The sequence below is a fragment of the Aquimarina sp. AD10 genome (genome assembly GCF_003443715.1).
GTDB lineage: Bacteria > Bacteroidota > Bacteroidia > Flavobacteriales > Flavobacteriaceae > Aquimarina > Aquimarina aggregata.
The window spans coordinates 3,825,242-3,847,159 of the sequence record NZ_CP031965.1 but is presented as its reverse complement, the minus strand read 5'-3'; the positions used below and the strand labels follow the sequence as shown (position 1 = coordinate 3,847,159).

Here is a 21,918-nt window from a genome sequence, read left to right as displayed (position 1 = left end):
ATTAAATAAGAATACCCTTAATACAATTTATGCTTAGGAGTTGGAAACATATAGGTCTATTTTACATATTCTTTGGAATTGGATATACGTATGCAGTAGCACAAGATATCGAACCTAAGCAAGAGATTAATATTGATGATTTGGGTAATGTTTCAGACGAATTTCAAGAACACTTTTTTGAAGCTTTGAAACAAAAAGCAATTACTAATTATGACAAGGCAATTCTATCATTAGAAAAATGCATTGCATTAGATCCAAAACCTGATTTTTTATATCATGAGTTGGGTAAAAACTATTTGGCACTAAAAGTGTTTGGACAAGCCGAGAAAAACCTTAATAAAGTACTAGAAGCAAAGCCAAGTGATAGGCATGTTCTAGAACTTTTATACGAAGTCTATTTTCAGCAACAAAAGTATAGTGAATGTATCGAAGTTGTCGAAAAGCTTGTTGATTTTGATACCATGTTTAAAGAACAGTTGGCAAATTTGTATTTTCTTGAAAAACGATATGATGAAGCACTAACGGTGCTTGATGGATTAAACGAAGAGTATGGTACTGATCTTTATCGAAATCAATTAAGACAAAGAATAACTTCAAAAATTACAAATCCAAATAGTCGTATTGCTATTCTTGAAAAAAAAATACAACAAAATCCTAAAGTAGAACAAAACTACCTTAACCTTATATTCTTATATAGTAAGGATAATCAAAAAGAGAAAGCGTATAGCATTGCAAAACAACTAATAGCCAAAAAGCCAAAATCAGAGTTAGCACATATGGCTTTGTATAAGTTTTATCTTGAAGATAATCAGACTGAAAAAGCAATTAAATCTATGAAAATTACTTTAAAAAGTGATAAAATAGATACAGAATCTAAATATAAGGTGATTAATGATTTTCTTCCGTTTTTAGATAAAAATCCGCAATATGAGTCAGAGCTAACAGGAATTATTTCTTTGTTGTCGGGTAATAGTAATAATGCTAAGGTTTTTACAGAATTAGGACACTTTTATTATAAGAAAGATAGAAAAGAGCAGGCGCTTAATTTTTATGAAAGAGGTATAAAAAGTAATGCAAATGATTTTGGTCTTCTTAAAAGAATTTTGCTTTTACAATTGGACTTAAAGCGATTTGAGAAAGCAGAGGTCGGAAGCGAATTAGCAATAGAAATGTACCCTGCACAGCCTGTTTTTTATCTTGTAAATGGAGTTTCTTTAATTCAACTTGAAAAGGCAAAAGATGCAATAGATATTCTATCGTTAGGTATAGATTATGTGATAGATGATGTTAAAATGGAAGCTGATTTTTATAAGCAAATAGGAGAAGCATATCTTAAAACAGGTAACGAAAAAAAAGGAGCAGAATATCTCGAAAAATCAAATAAACTTCAGAAAAAATCTTAATGAGTAAAATAAGGATAGTAGGGTATATGTTATTTTCTTTGGTTTTGCTTAGTTCTTGTAAAAGTACAAATGCAGTAACAGGTACTAGACTTAAAAAGTTAAGTTCAGAAAAGATCATTGCTAATCATTATAATCGATCTTTTAATTTTGAAACACTTAATGCTAAACTTAGAGTAAAATATGATGATGGTAAAAACTCATATAGCCCTGCAGTTACATTAAGAATGGAAAAAGATAAAGCCATTTGGATTAGTGTTAAAATGATTATACCTCTGGCAAAAGTCCTGATCACTCCAGAAAAAGTAAGCTATTACGAGAAAATAAATAACACCTATTTTGAAGGAGATTTTACGGTTTTAAGTGAATGGCTGGGCACTAATGATCTGGATTTTGATAAAGTACAGCAAATGTTATTAGGACAAGCGCTATTTAATCTAAGAAAAGATAAGTATAAATCTACAGTTGCAGATCAAGCATACCAATTAGTTCCTAAGGCAGACTTAGCACTATTTGAACGGCTGTTTTTAATACGCCCAGACAGTTTTAAGATGGCATCTCAACAATTAAAGCAACCTATAGAAAATAGAAATCTTGCTATAAATTATCACACGTATCAAAAAATTGGCAATCAGGATTTTCCGAAGCAAATTGGTATAGAGGCTGTACAAGGAGATGAAACTACAAGAATTGATATCGAATATAAGGCAGTAGATTACAATGCTAAGGTAAGTTTTCCGTTTAAAATACCATCAGGCTATAAGGAAGTTACTATTCAATGAGGGTTCTAAAAGTTACATATTTGATTGGTTTGCTGTTATGCATGTGTACACCATCATTTGCACAAAGTAAAAAACAACAGCAATTAGAAGAAGAACGTCAGCGTCTTAGAGAAGAGATCCAACAAATGATCGAGTTGAGAGAAAATAACAAACTCAAAGAACGTTCGGTTCTTGATGAGGTTGAAACAATTAACTCACAGATCAATACAAGACAAAACCTTATTAAGATTACGAATCAACAAGCTAATTTATTAACGCGTGAAATTAATGTTAATTTCAAAAAGATGGAGGCGTATCGTACAGAGTTAAAAGCGCTGAAAGAGGATTATGCTAAAATGGTGATTAAATCTTATAAAAGTAAATCACATCAAAGTAGGATTATGTTTTTATTGTCTTCATCAGATTTTGCACAAGCCTATAAGCGATTGCAATACATGAAGCAATACAACGAGCACCGCAAAGATCAGGCAGATAGAATAGAGAGTGATACGCAAGAACTTCAAAGATTAAATGCTAATTTATCGAATCAAAAAGAAGATAAACAAAGACTTATTGCAGAAAATCGGGATGCTCAAGAAAAGCTAAAAGAAGAGAAGAAAGAGCAACAAGTTTTAATGGCTTCTATTCGCAAAAAGCGAGGAACCTACACCAAACAAATTAAGAAAAAACAAGAGCAGGCTAGTGCGATAGATAAAGCTATCGAAAAGTTAATTCGTGAAGCAATCGCCAGAGCAAATAAAAAAGCAGGTAAAAAAGTTACAAAAAAGGGATCTGCTACAACATTTGCGTTAACTGCCGAAGCAAAAATATTAGCAGATAACTTCACTTCAAATAAAGGAAAACTGCCTTGGCCTGTAGGAACTGGGCGCGTAACCAAAAAGTTTGGACGACAACCACATCCAACGCTTCCAAACATACAGATTAATAGTAGTGGTGTAGAGATAGAAACTCGAAAAGGAGAGAAGGCTAGAGCTATTTTTGAAGGCGAAGTCATCGCTATACAAAAACTAAGAGGAGCCAGCCGCCTAGTGCAAATACGACACGGTAATTATATTACTACCTATTATAATATAGAAAACATATCTGTTAAAGAGGGACAAAAGGTAGCTACAAAACAATCAATAGGTCAAGTACGAGTAAATCCAACTACCGGTAGAGCTATTATGAAGTTTTTAATCTACCAGAATGCAAAACGTTTAAATCCCCAAACTTGGGTGTATAAGATGTAAGCACAAAATACGATGTACTATAAATTAAACAAACAACGCCTTTAACTCTGTTGCATCGTTTGGTTTCATCTTTCCAGCTAAAACAAGACTTAATTGTTTTCTTCGTAAAGCAGCGTCATAACGTTCTTTTTCTAATGCGGTTTGTGGTTCTATAAGGGGTACTGCTACTGGATTTCCAGTTTCATTTACCGCCACAAAAGTGTATATGGCCTCATTAGCTTTTGTTTTTTCACCACTTTGGCGATCTTCTACCCAAACATCTATATAAACCTCCATAGAGGTGTTAAACGCCCTTGATACTTTTGCTTCTACTGTGACAACACTTCCTAAAGGAATAGATTTGTTAAATGCTACGTGATTTACAGATGCAGTTACTACAATACGACGAGAGTGTCTTCCTGCAGCAATTCCTGCAGCGCGATCCATACGAGCCAATAGCTCTCCTCCGAATAAATTGTTTAACGAATTGGTCTCGCCGGTTAGTACAAAATCAGTGAGTATAGCAAGAGATTCTGAAGGGTGTCTAACTTCCATAGAAATACTTTTTTTGACAAAGATAGTGACGCTGAGAGAACTTTTACTATACGATTGAATAAAAGTGAATTAAGCCTATAATCGTAGCATTAAAGATTTCTGTAAGATTTTATAGATAAACTGAAAAGACAAAACAAAATACACCAAAATAGTGCTAAAAATGAAGTGTTTTGGGTCTTTTTATGAAAGAAAAATTTTATAGAATACCGATTATAATTCTTGAACTAACATCCAAGCTTTAGGACTTTGTTCTTTTTTGATTTTTCTTAAGGCTTGTAAAGCCTCTATTCGATTCGAATAACTTTGGTATACAACCTGATGAAGTCCATATTTGTTTTTGCCGATAAGACGAGCATTATCATATCCTTTAGAGATAAGTTTTTGTACTTTGTTATCTGCATTAGAAGCAATTCTAAAAGCTCCAGCTATAATATGGTATTTCTCAGATATGCTTTCTGAAGTTGTGCTGTTCTTTAAACTTTCTTCTTTAGATACAACAAGGTTTATTGCTGGCAAAGGATTTGAAATTTCAAAAGTAGCTTCTTGTATTCTATGTTTAACTTCTATATCAGCTTCGTTGTTTTGAGTATCGTTGTATGTAATGTTTTGATTACTTACTTGATTCAAACCAAAAAAACCACCCAAACCTAAAACTACAACTGCAATTGCTGCATATTGCAAATATGGTTGTTCTCTTCGTTTTTCAGGAGTAAAAGTAAGCGGTATGGCTTCTTCAATAGCTTCAACTTCTTCTTTATACACTTCACGTGTAATCTCAACTTCACGTTTTATGGCAGGAGAAACAAAAGAACTTAAACCAAAGGCTTCTGACAAGTAATTTACGTCATCTAATGGTTCAAATTGTAATGTGTCTTCTACAGAAGAATAAAATGAACCTATTTTGTCTAAAGTGATTCGTTTACCTTGCCCTATTTGCTCTTTTAGAGATAATACATAGCGCTGAATTTTTGCAACGGCATCTGTATAAGATATGTTTTCTGCAGCAGCAATATAATTAGCTAGTAATCCATCATTATTTTTTAACTGACTATTAAAAGAAATTAGTTTTTTTGGAGGGTAAAAAGAATGTGTAGCTTCTTCAATGGTAGCGGATTGACGTCTTGTTAAAAATGCGCCAAAACCGGGTAAGATTACGCATTCGTATCGATATAATAATTCGCTTATATATGTAGCTGTGTTATTCATTGTACCCCTTAAAATATGATGTTTGTTAGTGTTGTTTCCTTATTTCAAAGGTATGAAAAAATGAAACCGATCAGAACAATAGTCTGTGATTTTATTAACAGTCTTGTTTTTTTTTGTTTCTTGTATACGTATTATTTATTTCAAATTTACAAGCTATTCTTTTTGATAAAATATAGAAGTAACGCTAGTAAGGTCATTATCTAGTTTTTAAAGAATAAAATAACAAAATGTATGAGTACTATTTCAATTAGAAATGCAGGCGAAAAGGATTTTTCTGAATTGATAAAATTATTTAAGGAGTTTGCCATTTTTGAAGAATGTGAAGACAAAATGATAAATTCTGTAGCCCAAATGAATGCAGAAAAACACTATTTTAATGGTTTTGTTGCCCATACCAATGATGATACAATCATTGGATATGCTACCTATTTTTTTTCGTACCACACATGGGTTGGAAAATCCCTTTATATGGATGATTTATTTGTGAAAGAGGCTTTTCGAAAGAATGGTGTTGGTAAAAGATTAATTGACGCTGTAATTCAACTGGCTAAAGAAGAAAATTGTAATAGAGTACGTTGGCAAGTATCTAATTGGAATAAAAATGCACAAGAGTTCTATAAAAAAATAGGAGCCAATATTAGTGATGTGGAACTAAATTGTGACCTTATCTTAAAATAATTAAACACTAAGTTGTACATGATCACCAAAAATCTGCTTGCTTTACTTGCGCTTAAAAAAGTTCCTAACCTAGGAGATAGCTCGATTAAAAAACTAATACATACTGTAGGTTCTGCAGAAGGGGTTATTACTGAAAAGCCTAGCAATCTTTTGAAAATAGATGGCATAGGAACTACAAAAATTAAGGATTTGTACAATCCTGAACATCAAAAAGCTGCAGAAAACGAATTGAAATTTGTTGTCGATAATAACATCAAATATTGGACATATGATCAAGCAGCGTATCCCGAAAAGCTAAAACATTGTATAGATGGTCCAGTTGTTTTATTTGGTTCTGGAAACATAGATTTAGAGCATAAAAAAATAATAAGCATTGTGGGTACGCGTAAAGTGACTCGCTATGGGGTTCAGTTCTGTGAAGAACTAATAGAGGCTTTGACTCCGATTAATCCTGTTATCGTTTCTGGTTTTGCTTATGGGGTAGATATTACGGCACATAGAGCTGCAGTAAAAAACAATTTGCAAACTATAGGATGTCTTGCACATGGATTAAATCAAATATACCCTAAAGCACATAAAAAATATGTTGCCGAAATCGAAGAAAATGGTGGTTTCTTTACTGATTTTTGGAGCACAGATACTTTTGATCGTAAAAACTTTCTGGGACGTAATCGAATTATTGCTGGACTTAGTGAAGCGACTGTTGTTATCGAAAGTGCCGATAAAGGTGGATCGTTAGTTACTGCTGATATTGCTAGTTCTTATAATCGCGATGTTTTTGCAGTACCGGGTCGGGCTAATGACATTTTAAGTAAAGGTTGTAATATGTTGATTAAAACGCAACGAGCACATATGCTTACTAGTGCCGCTGATCTTGTCTATATGCTAAACTGGGATGTAGAAACAAAAGAACATCAAGTAGTACAAAAAAAACTTTTTATCGAGTTAGAAGGTGATGAAAAAAAGATCTATAGCTACCTTAATGATAGCGGAAAAGAATTGCTGGATGTTATCGCTTTGCACTGCGATATGCCAACATTTAAAGTAGCATCTACACTACTTAATATGGAACTTAAAGGCGTTGTAAAACCTTTACCAGGAAAACTTTTTGAAGCCGTGTAATTACATTATTGATAAAAGAATTGTTCTTTGCTAATTTTTCCATTAGTTACTTGGTAAATGATGATTTCATCAATAGTAACTTTTTGTTTCGTTAGTAAAGTTACATCTGTCATCATACGTATACTAAAATAGTCCTTGCTAATTACTGGATCAGAAACTTGAAAATGATGCCAATGTTTGATGTTAGATAAAAAAGTTTTTTCTTTTTTAAGTATTGCTTTTAAACCTTTTACAGATCGTTCTTTATATATACTGGGTTCAAGACTAATGGCATCTTGAGCAAATAATTGTTCTTGTGCTGCTACAAATTGTTTTTGTCTAAGTAATGTTACTAAAGTGTTCGCTATGTTGGTGATCATGATTGTTGTTTTGAATTTTTAAAATAAACGGGTCTCCAGATTAAACTGCCAAATATGATTTTGAATCTATCTTTCCATGTTTTGCATTGTTTTACATCTTTCCAGATGTTTTTATATTCAATAAAATTAATTGTAATGGGATTATAGGTATGTATATTTTTAGTTAAACCATAAACAACCTTTTCTTCTTCTCTTTGAAAAGTGCCAAATAATTTATCCCAAAGAATAAGAATACCTCCATAGTTCTTATCAATATATTTATCATTAGATCCATGATGTACTCTATGTACAGAAGGAGTGTTAAACACTTCATCCAACCATCCAAGTTTGATGATTCGTTCTGTATGTATCCAAGTTTGATATTGTGCTACAAAAACTAATGAAATTATTGCCTGAAAAGGGTTAAAACCTATAAGTATCATCGGTATAAGAAAAATCCATTCTATGACGCCTTCTATAATACTTAATCGCATTGCTACGGTTAAGTTGTAATCTTGCGAAGAATGGTGAACACTATGGTTTGCCCATAAAATCCGATGTTCATGCTCAAGTCGATGCATCCAATAATATGTAAAATCAGCAGCTATAATACTAAAAATCCATGTCCAACCATGTAGTGGTATTTCGAAAGGAGATAGATAATAGAATGGCAATAAGCATAGTATACCTATAGTGCCAAGTATAGTTTTTTCTAGTAATTGCCCCAAAAAGAAGATTATAATATTAGCACCCGTATCTTTCCATCGACGTTCTTTTGAAGTAAAAATATCCAGAAAAATTTCAAAAAGAGTGAGTAGGCTATTAAAAATAAAAAAATAAGCTACATAATTTAATATTTCTGAAGTCTCAAATAAACTTAAAATTTCTTCTATATCCATAGTCATAAGTATATATCACAAAAATATATACGATAGATGCGCAACTGTTTGTCATTTTTGGACAATCTAGGATTTAATAGGAATGTAAATTTCGGTAAGGAGTTCACTCGCAGGAGTAGTAGCATCATCATTTAGAAAAAACTCTAAAGTCGGTTTGTCTTCGAGTTCCAAAGATATATCTGTGATCCAATAGGAGTATATGCGATCATAGGTGAGTAGAGAATCTTCATGACTACCTTTATGAATAAACTTTAGATATTTCTGCTCAGGTATAATTTTAGTTCTAAACAAACCATCTGATTCGACAGTTTTAGTGTTTTCAATAATAATCCCAGCATTATATCTGCAGTACACATTTTCTGTTATTTCATTATCGTCTAGTATTTCTGCTAGGCAAATAGTATCCTTATTAAATAAGCCTTTTTTAGTGGCATAATTTATAAGTCGATCCCAGGTTTCTTTAATACCTTTTATGTTGTCATAGGTGCCTTGGTACGTTAGGTACAATATGGCGATACTTGGTAGTTCTTCAATTTCATAAGTTAGTGAAGGGGAGGGATGTTTATGATCTATGCTTTTTTTTTGGATAGTATGTTTGATTTCTTGAGTGAGTCGAAATTGTGAGGGAGCGCAATTAAACTGATTTTTGAATGCCTTACTAAATGCGGCTATATCACTATAGCCAATTTCATAAGCAATATCGGTTATAGAAGTGTTAGAGTATTTTAAGTATTGTGCTGCCTTTTCAAGCTTCATTCTTTTGATGTATTTCCCGATGCTTTCATGATGTAATGCCATGAAAATGCGATTAATGTTTCGATAAGAATAAAAGGAGATTTCTTCAATATCATTAATATTAATATCCTCTTTGAATTTTTTATCTAAAAAATCTAGTAAAGACGTATATCGATCTAATTGAGTAAGATTTTTCATGAATATAGCTTTTGAGAAAGGTACTAATATCTTGAATATAGGTACTTGTTTATTTTGGACAATCAAAAAATAAAAAATATCTTTGTCAAAGATTGACAAGTCAAATGAAAGAAACTTTTGGAGAATACATCAAGCTTCTTAGAACCAAAAATGGGCTCACATTAACAAAACTAGCGGCTCAGTTAGATTTAGATGCCGCAAATTTGAGTAAAATTGAAAATGGCAAACGTGATTTTGACGAGAAGCGGCTTAGTAAATTAGCAGCTATTTTTGAGCTAAGCGCTCAAGAATTGCAAGATGAATATGTTAGTGATCGATTGGCAAAGCATATTTATGAAATGGATTGCTCTTCAGAACTATTAAAAGTTGCAGAAGAAAAAGCTGCTTATCGAAGAACATTAAAAAAGTAATTTTGTACAATATTTAAATTTAAACCAATCGTTTCATTTTAAAGCCACGCTCTAACAAAGAGCAAAATTATACCCGCTTTCATAAGAAAGACAGCACTTGGTATGACATTAAGATATAATGCATATTTTCAGCAAAGGCCGGGAACTACGCTATTTTATACTATAATTTTAAAAATCTAAAATAAATAAAAGATGCAATTAGTTCTGGATCCTAAAAACTTTCCGAAGTTTCAGTTGTCTACATCACAAGATATTATCTTGTTTTTGATTAAAAATGAATTGCTACATATTAAATTTGTGAACCAATTACATACAATTGGATTTGACACCTCTGCTTTTACTATCGAGTTAGGTACAATGATCTTATCGTTAATGGGGTTTAAAAACCGAAATGATAGTTTATGGGACTGGTATCATACTACTTTAGATAGTTATGCAGCAAAAATTGATATCGAAAATCAAAATTCGATTAATGAGGTGGTTTTTGATTTTTATGTCATACTACAAGTAAAGTTAGAAACAGAAAAAAAGAGTGTATAATTAGCAATGATTCTATATACTCATTGTTATTTGGTAGATTCGGTATATTAGAATATATAATTTGTAAATAATATTATTTTCATGAAAAAACACAAGATTACCTATTACTATGATGCACTATGTGGTTGGTGTTATGGATTTAGCCCAGTTATAGAGAAAATTTATCATAAGTATAAAGACATAATAGATTTTGAGGTAGTAAGTGGTGGATTGTTTTTAGGAGATAGAGTAGGAGCAATTAATGATATTGCTCCCTACATAAAAGCTGGAGCATATAAAACTGTAGAGGAACGAACTGGAACTAAATTTGGTGAAAAATTTATCAACGAATCACTAGAACACAATACGATGGTATTAAATTCTTTGCCTCCAGCAATAGCTCTTTGTGTAGTTAAAGAGAACTATCCTGAAAAAGAAATGGCATTTGCGGCTATGCTACATAAAGCAATTTATGTTGATGGTGTAAACCCAGATGATATAGCTAATTTCTCAAACTATGCTCAAAAACTTGATATTAACTTAGATGATTTTAATACAAAAATAAGAGATCCAAAATATGTAAAGATAGCCAAAGAAGAATTTGCCACAGTGGCTTCTGATGGGGTGCGAGGTTATCCTGCTACACTATTGAAGAGTGGAGAAGACAGGATTTTATTATCAAATGGGTATGTTGATTTCGAGGTGCTTGACCAAAAATTAAGTCAATTAATATAATAATCAAAAAGAGATTTATTATTCTTCAATATGTAAAAAGGATTTTGTAGATACCCAAAATATGTCCCACCCCATCTTGTCGTCTTTATATTGATGTGTATAAAAAAGAAAAGCACCATCTGGTGTTATATATGGATTTCCTTGATTATTTTGATTAATGGGGGATGGTAATTGTTCTGGCGTTGACCACCTGTCATTTTTTTTGTAGCTAATATTTAGTGTTAGAGGTTCACCTATTGAGGCATAAAGTAAGAAAGTACCGTCTGGAGCAATATAGGGCGTACAATATCCATTAGAGTGTTGTGGTATTAAATGTACTTTTTTTGCATCTCCAAATTTGCCGTTTTTTTGATTCGAAAAATAGATGGTCATGTCACTGTAATCTATGTTGCTAGAATGAAAATACAATGTGCCTTTATCAGTAATACTTGGATGAGAAATTAGTTTGTTGCTTAAATTTGGAATGTCTATGAATTTTGGTGTACTCCAATTTCCGTTTATGTTTTCGCATTTCCATAAATGCCAGGTATCCGGAATACCTTTAATATCCGTAGGTCTTGTTGAACTAAAATATAAAGTGTTTCCATCGGGAGAAAAACTCATACCATGATCATTATACGAACTATTAAAAAAGGCAATAGTAGGCTTCGACCATTTACCATTCTTTTTATGGATCATTTTGATATCAAATTTTGAGAATTTCTTGTCAGAAACAGTGTAGTAATATCTTGTATAATCATTAGAGAATATCCCTTTATGAATAAGAGAATCTTTGGATACTAGATTAGGCATAAATGCAACAGGAATTTCTTTAGGAACCTGACCCGCCAAGAACTGTTCTTTAGGTTTCAGAGTTTCGGCTCTTTTAGTACATCCCAAATAAAGGAATACCGTAAAAATTAGTAAGGTTTTTTTCATCTATTTTTTATGAATATGCAATAGTCCAAAATCAAATGGGGTCCAAAGACAAGCTTTTATTTGGCTTTGTTTTAAACCTTCGTTCACCCATGTATTACAAGTATTAAAGCAATTATAGTTACCGTTAGCTTCATAAAAATTATCAGTAGTGCCATAGCTAATATCTGGTAATCTTATTTTTTGAAGTGTAGTTGTTCTTTTAAAAGTGTTGTTTATATACGTTTGTAGTGTAGCAAGTTGAGAGGCGGTTATTTTTATTTCTACCCAGTCATTTTGTTTAGTAAAATACCCTTTAATGTGTAATAAAGTTGGAGTATTCATAAATGCTGCTTGCAGTTTATTTTTAAATGTGAAATTAGACGAAGTGGATGCTTTGATGTAAAAAGTTCTATCTCCCCAACCAAAAGATAAATAGTTTTCTTGACTATTTTGTTTTAAACCATTTAAAAGTGCTGTGTCTAATTTGTTTTTGGGGATAATAATCTCAAGATGAACGCCATCAGATGCTAAGTATATACTCGAGTTTTTATGTGTTCCTGTTATTTCTGGATTTATAGTGATATAACTAAGAACTAAGGATAGTAAAAAATATGTAATAGGAAGAAACACAACAAACGATATGTATTTTAGTATCTTTTTTAGTTCGACCATATTGCTAATTAAGAAAAATAAGCTGCGATTTACAATTAAAAGGTAAAAATCATGATAGTAAGTGACAAATAGCTTAAAACCAATTGTATTTTAAGCATATAAACTGAAGTTGGTGGATGAGGGTTTTTATTGAAGTAATCATAAAAAAGTAACGACTCGAATGTTAATTCAAGCCGCTATAACTTTTGTTTAAATAATACTAGAAGTTATTTCTTTTCCCAAGCAAATTTTTGGAAAGCATCATCAACAGGGGTCTTGGCTATATGATTGGTATAATTACTAATTACTTTTTGAGACAACCCTAAAATAATCTCTAACAATTGCCTTTGTGTATAACCAGCTGCATAAAACGTTTCTATTTCTGCACCACTTATATTTCCTCTGTTTCTTACAATCGAAAGTGTTGTTTCTTTTAATACTTGCAATTTTGCATCAGGTAAGGTTTCATCATTTCTCAAAGCCTCGGTTAAAGCTGGATCAACTTTCATCATATGGGCGATACCAGTATGTGCCGGTACGCAGTAATGACATTCATGTTCTACGTTTATAGTTTGCCATACCACTGTTAACTCCTCATTGTTGAATGAAGATTGTTGAAACAAGTCATGAAGCATTTTATAGGCTTCTAATAGCTCTGGAGCTTCAGATAATACACCGTGCAAGTTAGGAAGCATACCGAAGCTTTTTACAGATGCTTCTAGTTGTGATTTACTGGCTTCTGGAGCTGTTTCAATACTGTGAATTTGTAATGTACTCATAGGTTTTCTAATTTTTATTGTTATATATATTTAAAACTAAATGATCGTTTAGTTATGGATTAAAAAAAAGGTTAAAGATTAGTAAATGTATTCTCTATATAATTGTTTAGTTGCTTGGTATTAAAAACTCTAGAGGCAGAAGACAATCCGAACATAGCAACAATTAAATAATCTGCTTGTTCTATCAAGGTAGCATCATCTTGAGTTGAATTTTGTTTTAAATTATTTGCAAACAAACTTCTAATAGTATTAATAAATTTGGTTAACTCTTCTTGTATTTTAGGATCAGCATCTTCACCCAATTCATTAGCGGTATTAGTGATTAAACAACCTTTAGCGATATTAGTTTCTTTTGAAAACTCTACGAAATCATAGAAATATTGTTTTAATCCTATAGACCCATTAGAAGAGGCTTTTAGCTTATCGGTAATTTTTCTTAATTTTTCTTTATAACATTTTATACTTTCAAGGAAGACGCCATTTTTGCTGCCAAAACTAGAATATATAGAAAATTTGTTAATGCCCATTTCTTTTTCAAGCATTTGCATTGATGTAGTTTCGTATCCATTTTGCCAGAATAAATTCATAGCCTTTTCAATTACTTCTTCTTCAATATATTCTTTTTTTCGAGCCATATATTCTAAATACCATACAAATCTAAACAACCGTTTAGAAACAAAAAATGTTTTAACATTTTGTTTTTAAGAGTGCATAAAGATCAGTATAGGTTTTTACTATGATGATTCTTTATTTGATGTATGTCGAAGTGTGCTAAAATATACTACTTCTCAATGAGGTATACTCAAATAAGAATTGTCATACTCATCTATTTTAGACATTACTTAACTCCAAGAAGTGTTCTAAACTCTTTTGTTATTTCTTTTTTTAGTGGTCCAAAGTTTGTTGTATAAATTTTGTGAACTGCTTCCCATTTTAATTGGGTTTTTTGATGTAACAGTTTTAAATCATCCTTAGGCATTTCAGTGAAATTTTCTAAAGTGTAGGTTATCTCTCTTACTTTTGTTAATTCTACACATGCGTTGGTTAAAAGCTTATCTAATTTAGAAGTGAAGTAAATCTTTTTAACGCCACGGTAAAATGATAAGTCTCTAATTAAAGTAGACAATTTACTTGTTAAATTATCTGAGTGGATGAGATTATCGATATAATTTTCAGGGTCTTTAGAATCAAAGTCCAACCCATCATAAATTACTCTTTGAATTTCATAAATGGATTCAAATATTTGTTCCAAAACCGAAGCTCTTTTTTCATCTAACCTACTATATCTTATGTTTTGTTGATGTGTATAGACAGCTAATTCGTTTTTTAAGTATTCTGTTTTTGAAATCAAAGTTTGTTTATGATTTTCCATTTCTTTTTGAAATGATAAGTCGATAAACTTTTTTCCAAAAAACTTTAAAAATGCAATAAAAATTGCAGATGCACCTGATATACTAATCAATATGTCTGTCCACTTTATCATATACTAAGAGTTTGATGATTTTTGATTAATTTCTCAAAACAATTATGATCAAATAAAATAGACATCTCTATTTTACAGATCTTAACAAATCGCAATATTTTTAATCCAAAAAGGATGACAAATTATCTATAAAATTGAAATTACTACTCCGCCGTTTTATGAATACTATTATAATTTTCGGTTTCAAGGGATCTTTTAATCAAGGCCTCTATATCTAATAAGTGAAATTTAATAATTCCATCATTATATCTTGATGCAGAATTACTTGTCATTGCTTGAATTGTTTTAAGTTCTGCTCTTGCAATGGCACTAATGTCTGATCTTTGTTTCTTATCTTCGAACATTAGTTTTCTTAAAATGGCTACATGCTCTCTTTGCAGGTTTCTACGAAAAACATCTATAGATTTATTTTTTTCTAATTCACTCCAAAGGCCAATACGCAATTCTTTAAACATACGTACTATCGAATACGCTTGTTTATCATTAAGAGCTTGGTTATCAATCATTCGATTTAGTCGATCTTTGTTCAATAAATTAGTAAGTTGTCTTGTTTGCATACTTCTAATTCTGTCTACAGATCCACTTGGACTTATGTTATTTATTATTTCTTTTTGCAATAACCATTTTGGAGTAGTAAATACATTCTTATTTAAAAACTCCATAGCTTTTATTTGCTGGGATTTATTAAGGTGCGTATAGGTAATACCAGATTGATCCGAGGTTTTAATTTTTTCATATATTCCTCCAATATTCGTTATTACATGTCCGACATATCTTGACCAAACTTGAATTAATTCTGCATATAATTCTTCAAGATCTTCATAACCTTCGCCATTGGCAGTAGTCCATTTTACCAGATTTGGAGCTACTATTTTTAGGTTTGAGAGACCATACGAACTAGCTACAATTGGGTCATCACCTACAGATTCTGTTTGAGAACTGGGGTCATATGAATTTCTACCACCAAAGAGGTATTTTGGATCTCCTGATTTTTCGTTAATCCAGGTGTTTAAAGTTACTTTTTCTTTTTGTGGAGTATCAGTATTGCTAATATATCGGTAGCCCCAGTTTATAGCATAATGGTCATAAGGACCTAACATACGTATCCATCGTACTCCTTTATCTCCAGGTTGCGCTACATAGTTATACCGCGTATAATCCATTATTGTACTTGCCAGACCCCATTTTTGTGTAAAACTAGCCGATCTTAGAGAGTCTGTGGGATACGCAAAACTGGCTTTCATATTATGAGGTAGGCCAAGAGCATGACCTACTTCGTGAGAAATAACTCTTCGGATCATCTCTCCCATTTCACTCTCTGGAGTATCAAGAGAGCGTGCCAGAGGATTTGCGGCACCAGTTTCAAGTAGATATCTATTGCGATACGATTTAAGGTGATTGTGATACCAAATAATGTCACTTTCAATAATTTCTCCTGATCGGGGATCAACTACACTGGGTCCAACAGCATTTCTTGTAGTCGAGGCTACATATCTTACCGTAGAATACCTTGAGTCTTCTGGACTCCAGTCAGGATCTTGTTCTTTTGTTGGTGCATCTTTAGCTAGAATTGCATTTTTAAATCCTGCAGTTTCAAAAGCGGCTTGCCAATCTTCAATACCTTTTTTAAAATAAGGGCGCCATTTTTTTGGAGTTGCAGGGTCTAAGTAATATACAATTGGTTTTTTTGGTTCGACCAGCTCTCCTCGCTGATAAGCTTTAAGGTCTTTAGGAATTAATTTCCATCTAGTAATGTAAGTTTTACGATCGGCCTTAAGAGCTTCAGAACCGTAATCGAATTGATTTATAGTAAACCAGCCAACCCTTTTGTCATATGACCTTGCTTGCATTTGTTTTTTAGGTAATACATACATGGATTGACTCATTTCTAATGAAATAGTTCCTGTTCTAGAATTAGAAGGGGGCTCTGTAGCGGCATAAGTCATATCATGCCTTACTTCGATATTTTTTGGATAACTAGAAATATAATTAATAAAGCTCCTCTTTTTATCTAAACTTTTTACTTTGTATTGCTTGCGTAACCTTTGAGATAAACCACTAATTGCAGGAACATCTGTTAAGAACAAATCGTTTATTTTAATTACGGCTGCTGTAGAATCGTTGTTAAACGCAGTAATTTTGAATACAGATATAACAGGTTGATAATTATTGTCTTTTACTGAATTATAAATAGGTAAACTATCATTCGCAATACTATTATAAGAGACAGATTTAAGATGAATTGTATTTCGCACTCGTGTCCAATGCACAAGTTGTTCATTAGTTTTAGAGCCAGCATTCATGTATCCTCCTCCCAGTTTTGAAGCATTTTTAGAAATACGACTTACCAAAAGCATATCTTGATTAAGTAAGGTAAATGGAATTTCATAATAAAACTTTTCTCCATCTCTATGAACCTTAAAAAGCCCATTATCAGAAATTGTTTTTGTGTTAATTATTTCATTATACTTTTTTATTTCGATGTCTGTCTTATCCTCTTGTTTTTGATTCTTTTCTTTTTGTGCTAAAATGGGTTGTACTGACAAAACACTTAAAGAGAGAATTAAAATATTTTTAATTATTTGATGCATTCTTAGTTTGGTATTATTGATTTATCTAAATGCGTGTCAAGAGAACATTTATATCATTCCTGCGCAAAGTTTTAATCGTAATATTTTTTTAACAGATTCGGTTACCTGTGTTTTATAACCTTCGTTAATTTTGATTTCTTCTAATATTGAATTCATAGTTTTTTTCTCATCTTGTGGCATCAATATCATATCACAACCTGCTTTTGAGGCAAGTAGAGGTGCATTGTCTAAGATCGTAACGGCTTTCATAATGTTTAAGGCATCAGAAATAACGATGCCGTCAAAACACATACCATCTTTTAACAAATCAGTTATAATTCTTCGAGAACAACTAGATGGCAGTCCATTAGTTCCAAAAACATCATTATTTACTACAGTAATATGAGCAATCATAATGGATAGTACACCGTCTGCAATAATTGGGATGTAGTTGTCTACTTCTTGTAAAGGGCCATCTATATAAACGCTTTGTTTATGCGTATCGCCTTTTACTAGACCATGACCAGGAAAATGTTTAGCGGTGGCAATAATGCCTCCTTCTTGAGTGCATTTTATAAAACGATTGGCCAGATTAATAACTGAGTCTTTATTATTGCCATAACTTCGAGATTTAATAGCTTCGTTACTAGGGCTTATATCTAGGACTGGAGCAAAATTATGATGTACACCAATTTCCTTAAGTTCGCGATTGATAATAGTTACTACAGAATCGGATTTTGATTTTGTCTTGATATCTATAGTTTTTCCCACATCTTGGGCACCTTTTATTCTACTTGCAAATAAACTTGGTTCTGCGTCCATACTAAAGATAAGCGGTAAGGTTTTGTTTTTTTTAGAAATCGCATTAAGCTCATCAATTGTTTCTGTATGGGTTTTTTTACTTCCTTTTAGAAAAACAACTCCTCCAATAATGTCATCTTCGGTTAATTTTTTAACTATAGCCTCTGGTTTACCTAATTCGCCAGTGCAGCTAATAATCATCTGCGCTACTTTTTGTTTATCGGTTAGTGCATTAAATATAGAGTCTACAGCACGGTCTAGTTTTGGATTAACAGTATAAAAATCATCCAAATCAAATTTCGAATTTTGAGCATTACATATAGAAAATGGAAGAATAATAAGTAGGAGTAATACGAAAAAATATTTCATGTTTGGAAAGGTATATAGTATTAACATTGGATTGGAACATTGTCTAATTGCCCCCATTCGCTCCAAGACCCGTCATAAACAGACATATTTTTATATCCTGCAAGCGTTGCAGCTAACATAATAATACATGCTGTGATTCCTGATCCGCAAGTAAATATCAGTTTTTTATGTTCAATATTAAAATTCTTAAGTAACTCTTTGAGTTCGTTGGTAGGTAACATTTTGCCATTTTGTAATACAGTGGCATAATATAAATTCATAGAATTAGGGATATGACCACCTTTAAGACTTGCTCTTGGTTCAGGTTCTTTGGCTTCAAACCTTCCTGGTGATCGTGCATCTAATATTAAAGTGTTTTCACTATTTATTTTATCCAAAACGACTGCGGCGTTCGAATTTAAAAGAGGATTATAAGTAGCTGTAAAATTACCTTTATCCCATTGTTGGGCATATGTTTTTTCTAAAGGGTATCCTAAATTGTCCCACTCTGGTAAACCACCATCTAATACAGCAACATTTTTATGTCCCATAGTCATAAACATCCACCATACTCTTGGACTCGAATAAATCCCTAATCGATCATAGATGATAATAGTGCTATTAGAACTTATACCTAATTCTTGACAAGAAACACTAAAATCTTCTGGAGAAGGAAGTGTATTTGGAATGTCTGTAGTGGTATCAGAAAAAGTCTTTTTAATATCAAAAAACCTTGCGTTTTTAATAGTAGTAATCGTGTCTGAATCTTTTTTTGAAGTCACTTTTGGAATAGTAGCATCCAAGAGAATGAGGTCAGGGTGATTGATATGTTCTGCAAGCCAGGAAACAGAAACAAGTGGTTGTGAGATTTCTAGAGTGTTCATTACTTAGGTATTAAGATATAGAGGCCATAAATTTATCTAGCAATGTATTGGTTTGTAGCGTTAGTTTTTTCTTAAAAAATTTAGTTCCACCAAGTAATTTTCCTTTCCAACCAATTGCTTGTGATGCCCAACGGTGTAAGTTAAAGTGATCTGTATGTTTTATAATTTTACCATCTTTAAATTCAAATTTAGCATCGATGATATTATGAACAGATCTTCCTGTTTTGCTAAATGTGTACCATGCTTCCCAATGTGCAGAACCATGTTGGTCATCGCTTTCGATTTTTGAAAATTCTACTTTAAAATTTCTAGCATTTTTACACAGCATACGCCACATAGCTTTTGCTCGATCTCCCTTTAGTTGACCAAAACCAGGGTCTTCAAAAATAACATCTTCATGATAGCAAGAAATCATCTTATCGGCATCAAGTTCACTTAAACCAGTATAAAATGTTGTAATAAGCTCTTTCATAAGTACTAAATTTAAGTGTGAATAATGTATGTTTTTGTGCTTAATCTAATTTATCTGCTAGCTTTTTAAAAACTTTTTTTGGATTTTTATTCTCATATAAAATATCGTGTACGGCATCAATAATTGGAGTTCTAGCTTCTGCTGTGGCATCTAAATCATAGGCTGTTTTGGCAGCATAATATCCCTCTGCAATCATATTCATTTCCATTTGGGCACTTTTTACAGTATACCCTTTACCGATCATATTCCCAAACATGCGATTACGGGAAAAAATAGAATAACCGGTTACCAATAAATCACCTAGATAGGCCGAGTTATTAATATTTCGTTTCATTTTATGTACTTTTTTGATAAAACGTTTCATTTCACGAATTGCGTTACTCATCAAAACACTTTGAAAATTATCTCCATACCCTAATCCATGTGCAATTCCAGCGGCGACGGCATAAATATTTTTTAATACAGCAGCATATTCTGTACCTATAATATCATCACTTGTTTTACATTTAATGTAATCACTGCTTAAATGATTTGCCATTATAGTGGCTTTCTGTTCATCATTTGAAGCAATAGTAAGATAGGATAAACGCTCTAAAGCTACTTCTTCTGCATGACAAGGCCCGGTGATAACACCTATATTATTAAAATCAATATTATATGTATCATGAAAATGTTCTCCTACAATAAGGCCAGTCTCCGGAACAATACCCTTGATAGCAGAAAAAATCACTTTGTCTTTTAATGATGCTGTGAGCTTTTGAAGTTCTGTATGCAGAAATGCAGATGGAATCGCAAAAATAAGATAGTCTGCATATTCAACAGCTTCATTAATATCATTTGTAAGTTTAAGCTGATCAATTTTGAATTCTACCGAACTAAGGTAGTTAGGATTGTGTTGTTGTCTTTTTAGGTGTTCTATTGCATAGACGCTGCGCATATACCAACCTACTTCATTTAGGTTTTCGGTAAGCATTTTTACAATAGCGGTAGCCCAACTACCACCACCTAAAACAGCAAATTTTAGCTTTTTTTCCATAGAGAAGATTGTGTAGTCAAAAATAAGTAAAATAGAGCGCAAATTAAAAAACTGATAATCAATTAAATATAAGTTTGGCACGCCTTTTGGTTTTCAGTAAAAGAATATTGAAAAATACACGGCTTATGAAAACTATTAAATTACTTTCGATCATATTTTTAGGCGCTATAGCATTATCTGCATGTACTGCAGAGGTAATAATTGATGATGATACTATTATTGATGAACCTAGAATTAGTTTAAATGCGTTATTAAATTCATATGAAATTTGGTATGTTGATGTAGAACGAACTAAAGGGAATGTCGAAATCCCATTTTTTCAAAAAGCGTTTACAGTATCTTTTAAAAATGGTGCGTTTTATGCCAATAATAATTTAGTAGGGCTAGGTAGCAACGGAAACGGTTTTGGGTTAGATGTTGGTTATTATGATACTAACAGAATGGAACTTGAGATAGATCATGATATCGATGGATTTTATCGATTGGTAATATCACAACTTTCTAATAACGAAATAGAAGTTTATAATCGTTCAACAAATACGAGTTACTATTTAATAGGTTATCAAAGAAATTCGTTTGATTATGATAGAGTGTTTTATGATAATATTCATTATTTCTTACAAGAGTATGAAACATGGGAAAAAGTATACACTAGTGAATTTGGAGCATTAAATGCATTTGACAATGAAAACTATTTAAGGTTCGAATATTTCGGAGCAGGCGATAATTTTAAGAGTTCTGAAGATCAAAACGGAATTCCGATAGATGATATTTACTATGATTATACAGGACATTATGATGTATATGACATTGCAAATATTTTTGATAAGAAAACTTTAACACTTGATTACGATTCTCCGGACAATGAAATCTTTGAATTATCCGTTATTAATGACAGTAAAATACAATTGTTGCACGAACCGTCAGGTACAGTCTATCATTTTAAAGGCTTAGGGCAATTACAATTTAAAAATGCTAAGAACGGAAGCAAATCTGTTCAAAATGATATAAAAAGACTAAAAAAGGCTGATTTTCTTAAGCTTTCAAAATAAAAGTAAGGACAGCACTTTACAGCATTAACTTTTTGGTTGGTTATTTAGTTGGGAATCGCTCTACAAAAGAAATTTTGTTTGAGCGATTTCTTTTTTCTGTTTTTTCTAAATAGAAAACTCTTTATTGATTGAATTTTAAAATTTTCAATGCCAATTCCTT

24 protein-coding genes are annotated in these 21,918 nt (G+C 32.0%); 9 read left to right on the top strand and 15 right to left on the bottom strand.

Annotated features, from left to right (window positions below; all coding sequences use genetic code 11):
* The first annotated feature begins 29 nt into the window (after window positions 1-29).
* Genes D1816_RS15965 through D1816_RS15955 form a run of 3 tightly spaced genes read left to right on the top strand, consistent with a single transcriptional unit; the run spans window position 30 to window position 3,411 of the window.
* On the top strand, window positions 30-1,403 hold the full coding sequence (locus tag D1816_RS15965; protein ID WP_118504103.1) for a lipopolysaccharide assembly protein LapB: 1,374 nt from the start codon (window positions 30-32) through the stop codon (window positions 1,401-1,403).
* A complete protein-coding gene (locus D1816_RS15960; RefSeq protein ID WP_233565201.1) occupies window positions 1,403-2,182 on the top strand; it encodes a DUF4292 domain-containing protein in 780 nt (259 codons plus the stop codon). Before D1816_RS15965 ends, D1816_RS15960 begins: the two co-directional genes overlap by 1 nt.
* Window positions 2,179-3,411 (top strand): murein hydrolase activator EnvC, encoded by a 1,233-nt coding sequence (locus tag D1816_RS15955; protein WP_066312221.1) that lies wholly within the window; start codon window positions 2,179-2,181, stop codon window positions 3,409-3,411. The genes D1816_RS15960 and D1816_RS15955 overlap by 4 nt, the downstream gene beginning before the upstream one ends.
* 24 nt (window positions 3,412-3,435) lie before the next feature.
* On the opposite strand, the gene D1816_RS15950 is transcribed toward D1816_RS15955, so the two are convergent.
* Entirely contained in the window at window positions 3,436-3,945 is a 510-nt protein-coding gene (locus D1816_RS15950; RefSeq protein WP_066312199.1) for an acyl-CoA thioesterase, read from the bottom strand.
* A 210-nt stretch (window positions 3,946-4,155) separates the two neighbouring features.
* Complete coding sequence (locus D1816_RS15945; protein WP_118504099.1) at window positions 4,156-5,151, bottom strand: SPOR domain-containing protein; 996 nt, start codon at window positions 5,149-5,151, stop codon at window positions 4,156-4,158.
* A 231-nt stretch (window positions 5,152-5,382) separates the two neighbouring features.
* Between D1816_RS15945 and D1816_RS15940 the strand changes: the two genes are divergently transcribed.
* Together D1816_RS15940 and dprA are read left to right on the top strand one after the other, a co-directional pair.
* Window positions 5,383-5,829, top strand: coding sequence for a GNAT family N-acetyltransferase (locus D1816_RS15940; RefSeq protein ID WP_066312194.1), 447 nt, complete (start codon window positions 5,383-5,385; stop codon window positions 5,827-5,829).
* 18 nt (window positions 5,830-5,847) lie between these two features.
* Window positions 5,848-6,951: a DNA-processing protein DprA gene (gene dprA, locus D1816_RS15935; RefSeq protein ID WP_118504097.1), complete on the top strand. Its 1,104-nt coding sequence runs from the start codon at window positions 5,848-5,850 to the stop codon at window positions 6,949-6,951.
* A 5-nt stretch (window positions 6,952-6,956) separates the two neighbouring features.
* Here the strand turns inward: dprA and D1816_RS15930 are convergent, their stop codons facing one another.
* The 3 genes from D1816_RS15930 to D1816_RS15920 all read right to left on the bottom strand — a co-directional run bounded on the left by D1816_RS15930 (window position 6,957) and on the right by D1816_RS15920 (window position 9,121).
* Window positions 6,957-7,310, bottom strand: coding sequence for a SnoaL-like domain-containing protein (locus D1816_RS15930; protein WP_118504095.1), 354 nt, complete (start codon window positions 7,308-7,310; stop codon window positions 6,957-6,959).
* Entirely contained in the window at window positions 7,307-8,188 is an 882-nt protein-coding gene (locus D1816_RS15925) for a sterol desaturase family protein (protein WP_118504093.1), read from the bottom strand. The genes D1816_RS15930 and D1816_RS15925 overlap by 4 nt, the downstream gene beginning before the upstream one ends.
* Window positions 8,189-8,254: 66 nt before the next feature.
* Window positions 8,255-9,121: a GyrI-like domain-containing protein gene (locus D1816_RS15920; protein ID WP_118504091.1), complete on the bottom strand. Its 867-nt coding sequence runs from the start codon at window positions 9,119-9,121 to the stop codon at window positions 8,255-8,257.
* A gap of 104 nt (window positions 9,122-9,225) precedes the next feature.
* Here D1816_RS15920 and D1816_RS15915 point away from each other — a divergent pair, with 104 nt between their 5' ends.
* The 3 genes from D1816_RS15915 to D1816_RS15905 all read left to right on the top strand — a co-directional run bounded on the left by D1816_RS15915 (window position 9,226) and on the right by D1816_RS15905 (window position 10,785).
* The gene (locus tag D1816_RS15915; protein ID WP_066312187.1) at window positions 9,226-9,531 is read left to right on the top strand and encodes a helix-turn-helix domain-containing protein; all 306 of its coding nucleotides are present in this window, start codon (window positions 9,226-9,228) and stop codon (window positions 9,529-9,531) included.
* 192 nt (window positions 9,532-9,723) lie between these two features.
* Complete coding sequence (locus tag D1816_RS15910) at window positions 9,724-10,071, top strand: hypothetical protein (protein WP_066312185.1); 348 nt, start codon at window positions 9,724-9,726, stop codon at window positions 10,069-10,071.
* A gap of 81 nt (window positions 10,072-10,152) precedes the next feature.
* Window positions 10,153-10,785, top strand: a complete 633-nt coding sequence (locus D1816_RS15905; RefSeq protein WP_118504089.1) for a DsbA family protein — start codon at window positions 10,153-10,155, stop codon at window positions 10,783-10,785.
* Between the two features lie 18 nt (window positions 10,786-10,803).
* Here the strand turns inward: D1816_RS15905 and D1816_RS15900 are convergent, their stop codons facing one another.
* From D1816_RS15900 to D1816_RS15855, 10 genes are all read right to left on the bottom strand, one after another.
* Window positions 10,804-11,703 carry a PD40 domain-containing protein gene (locus tag D1816_RS15900; protein WP_118504087.1) on the bottom strand — a complete coding sequence of 300 codons (900 nt, stop codon included), beginning with the start codon at window positions 11,701-11,703 and terminating at the stop codon, window positions 10,804-10,806.
* Window positions 11,704-12,354 (bottom strand): DUF2459 domain-containing protein, encoded by a 651-nt coding sequence (locus D1816_RS15895; protein WP_118504085.1) that lies wholly within the window; start codon window positions 12,352-12,354, stop codon window positions 11,704-11,706. It lies immediately after the preceding gene.
* 206 nt (window positions 12,355-12,560) lie between these two features.
* Window positions 12,561-13,112 carry a carboxymuconolactone decarboxylase family protein gene (locus D1816_RS15890; protein ID WP_066312176.1) on the bottom strand — a complete coding sequence of 184 codons (552 nt, stop codon included), beginning with the start codon at window positions 13,110-13,112 and terminating at the stop codon, window positions 12,561-12,563.
* Between the two features lie 71 nt (window positions 13,113-13,183).
* Window positions 13,184-13,747, bottom strand: coding sequence for a TetR/AcrR family transcriptional regulator (locus tag D1816_RS15885; protein WP_118504083.1), 564 nt, complete (start codon window positions 13,745-13,747; stop codon window positions 13,184-13,186).
* 203 nt (window positions 13,748-13,950) lie between these two features.
* Entirely contained in the window at window positions 13,951-14,595 is a 645-nt protein-coding gene (locus D1816_RS15880; protein ID WP_118504081.1) for a hypothetical protein, read from the bottom strand.
* Window positions 14,596-14,738: 143 nt separating this feature from the next.
* The gene (locus D1816_RS15875; RefSeq protein ID WP_118504079.1) at window positions 14,739-17,186 is read right to left on the bottom strand and encodes a zinc-dependent metalloprotease; all 2,448 of its coding nucleotides are present in this window, start codon (window positions 17,184-17,186) and stop codon (window positions 14,739-14,741) included.
* Window positions 17,187-17,234: 48 nt separating this feature from the next.
* Window positions 17,235-18,335 (bottom strand): glycoside hydrolase family 3 N-terminal domain-containing protein, encoded by a 1,101-nt coding sequence (locus D1816_RS15870; RefSeq protein WP_158597718.1) that lies wholly within the window; start codon window positions 18,333-18,335, stop codon window positions 17,235-17,237.
* 20 nt (window positions 18,336-18,355) lie between these two features.
* Complete coding sequence (locus D1816_RS15865; RefSeq protein WP_233565238.1) at window positions 18,356-19,198, bottom strand: sulfurtransferase; 843 nt, start codon at window positions 19,196-19,198, stop codon at window positions 18,356-18,358.
* A gap of 10 nt (window positions 19,199-19,208) precedes the next feature.
* Window positions 19,209-19,670: a nuclear transport factor 2 family protein gene (locus D1816_RS15860; RefSeq protein ID WP_118504075.1), complete on the bottom strand. Its 462-nt coding sequence runs from the start codon at window positions 19,668-19,670 to the stop codon at window positions 19,209-19,211.
* Window positions 19,671-19,710: 40 nt separating this feature from the next.
* On the bottom strand, window positions 19,711-20,706 hold the full coding sequence (locus tag D1816_RS15855; RefSeq protein ID WP_066312162.1) for an NAD(P)H-dependent glycerol-3-phosphate dehydrogenase: 996 nt from the start codon (window positions 20,704-20,706) through the stop codon (window positions 19,711-19,713).
* Between the two features lie 125 nt (window positions 20,707-20,831).
* Here D1816_RS15855 and D1816_RS15850 point away from each other — a divergent pair, with 125 nt between their 5' ends.
* On the top strand, window positions 20,832-21,758 hold the full coding sequence (locus tag D1816_RS15850; RefSeq protein WP_118504073.1) for a nicotinic acid mononucleotide adenyltransferase: 927 nt from the start codon (window positions 20,832-20,834) through the stop codon (window positions 21,756-21,758).
* Window positions 21,759-21,918 lie beyond the last annotated feature (160 nt).